General features: G+C 76.5%; 3 protein-coding genes. 2 read left to right on the top strand and 1 reads right to left on the bottom strand.

Annotation, left to right across the window (positions count from 1 at the left end; translation table 11 throughout):
* Both AC5JLB_RS29430 and AC5JLB_RS29425 read left to right on the top strand, forming a co-directional pair.
* The coding region (locus AC5JLB_RS29430) for a DUF2169 domain-containing protein (RefSeq protein ID WP_495877370.1) at positions 1-584 on the top strand (584 nt) is incomplete at its 5' end.
* Positions 581-1,615: a hypothetical protein gene (locus AC5JLB_RS29425; RefSeq protein ID WP_495877369.1), complete on the top strand. Its 1,035-nt coding sequence runs from the start codon at positions 581-583 to the stop codon at positions 1,613-1,615. The genes AC5JLB_RS29430 and AC5JLB_RS29425, both read left to right, overlap by 4 nt.
* Before the next feature lie 4 nt (positions 1,616-1,619).
* On the opposite strand, the gene AC5JLB_RS29420 is transcribed toward AC5JLB_RS29425, so the two are convergent.
* Positions 1,620-2,324, bottom strand: a 705-nt coding sequence (locus tag AC5JLB_RS29420; RefSeq protein ID WP_495877368.1) for a hypothetical protein, incomplete at its 5' end; no start/stop codon positions are given.

The following is a 2,324-nucleotide window of genomic DNA, read 5'->3' as shown; positions in this document are numbered from 1 at the left end:
CCGACCCTTCGGTGCTCAGCGAGGCCCCCAATCTCACCCCCCCGGGCGAGCCCTACGAGAACCCCGGCGACCGGCCCGAGCCCGTGGGCTTCGCCCCTGTCTCCCGTGCCTGGCGCCCGCGGCTCGACCACGCGGGGACCTACGACGAGGCCTGGCTCGCCACCCAATGGCCGCTGCCGCCCAAGGACTTCGACCCTAGGCACCACCAGTCCGCGCCGCCCGACCAGCGATCCCCCTCGATCCGTCCCGGCGCCACCGCGGTCCTGGTCAACATGACGCCCGAGGGCCGCTGGGAATTCCGCCTGCCCCGCCTGACCGCGCCCCTCCGCCTCCTGCGCGACGACCATGTCGAGGAGGCCGCCTGGGAGCCCGACACCGTGATCGTCGAGCCCGACCTCCGCCGCGTCACCCTCAAGGCCCGCATGACCTTCCTCACCGACCGCCGGGCGCCGCGCCTGCGCGAGATCCTGTTCGGCCACGTCTCGCCCGTCCTCCTCAGCGCCCGGCGCAAGCGCAAGAGCTACCTCGACCCCCTGGGCGGCGACGGCACCCGCCGGGGCGTCCCGCTCTGGGAGGAGGCGTGAGGATCGCCCTCGAGATCGCCTCCGTGGGGGCGGTCACCGCCGCCGGCCTGACTGCGCGCCAGACCTGCGCCGCCTTCCGCGCGGGCCTCACCGGCTACTCCACCCTGACCCTGCCCGAGCCCTTCGGCGCCGAGCAGGTCGTCGCCCGCATCCCCGCCCACTGGTCGCTGCGCCGCAGCCCGGCCGACTGGCTCGCGAACCTCGCCGCCCGCGCCCTGCGCGAGTGCCTCGACGGCGCCGACCCGGCCCCCGCCCCCGGCCGGGCGCTGTTCCTGATCCCGCCCGAATCCGCCCGCCCGCATCCCGCGCTCGAGGGTACGGACCCTGCCGAGCTCCTCGCGCGCATCGCCGCCAAGGCCCGGCTCCCGCTCACCCCCGCCTCGCGGGTGATCGACGGCGGCGCGGCGGCGGCCCTGGGTGCGCTCGCCTTCGCCGCCGATGCCCTCGCACAGGGGCAGGCGTCCGAGGTCCTGCTCCTCGGCGTGGACAGCCTCGTCGACCCGGCCGACCTCGAGCGCCTGCGCGCCGCGAACCGCCTCGCCGGGCCCGACAACTCCCAAGGCCTCGTCCCCGGCGAGGGCGCCTCCGCCCTCCGCCTCGTGCCGCGCGGGTCCGGGGGCCCGAACGCTCCCGTCCTCCTCGGCGTCGCCACCACGCGCGAGCCCGACACCATCCTCGGGTCCCGCTACTCCCAGGGCCGCGCCCTCCTCGAAGCCTTTCGCGGCGCCACCGAGCAGGGCGCTCTCGAGCCCCGGATCGACTGGGTCCTCACCACCGTGAACGGCGAGCGCTACGCCGCCTGGGAGACCCTCCTCGCGCGCACCCGCTTCCTCCGCACGAGGCGCGAGTTCTACTCCGTCGTCCACCCCGCCATGACGGTGGGCGATACCGGGTCCGCCGCCGCGGGCCTGATGCTCCTCGTCGCCCGCGACGCGTATCTCCGTGGCCACGCGCCGGGCGGGGTGGCACTCTGCGACGCCGCCTCCGAAGGCGGACTCCGCTCCGCCGCCCTCTTCGCCCGCCCCGCCTGAGACCTCAGACCCAGGCCGCGTTGCCCCGCCGCCGGTGCCGCCAGGTGGCGAGCCGCCCCTGCGGCGCCGCCAACCCCTCGCGCAGGGCCGAGAGCATCCGCGCCCGCTGCGAGACGAAGGGCGCCGCCGCCGGATCGGGCGCCCAGTCGGCGATCCGGTCGGCGATCGGCAGCGGCGCGGGGTCCAGGGGGGCGAAGGCAGGCCCCAGCGTCGCCGGGCTCTCGGTGAAGAGCCCCACGTCGTCCACCTCCACCGGGAACAGGTCGCGGAAGGCGAGACCGGCCGCTTCCACCGCCACCGGCTCCCGCATCCGGTCGATCAGCCAGGGCAGGACCGCCCGGTCCCCCACGACCCCCAGGCGCGACAGTCCGAGGAGATAGGTCTCGGGCCGCCCGAGGAGTCGCGTCGCCGCCGCCTTCGCCCCCGGACCGAATGCGATCAGTGCCATGTCGAGAGCCATGGCTGCGCGCATCTCTCCCGGATTCGCCTGCACCCAGGCGAGCAGCGCCTCGGCCCCGCGCCGATCCCCCATCCGCGCCGCCGCCCAGGCCGGCCAGACCCCCTCCGCCAAACGCTCCCGCAGGAGCGGCAGCGCATCCGTCCGCCCGACCTCACCCGCGAGCCGCGCCGCCCGCCCGCGCACCCCCGGATCGGGGTCGTCGAGCGCCGCCGCGAGCCGTCCCCCCGGATCGACCCTGTGATGCGACAG

It is taken from the genome of Myxacorys chilensis, from assembly GCF_059505265.1.
Note: the sequence above shows the minus strand (reverse complement) of the source record. Positions and strands in the feature narration are given on the sequence as shown.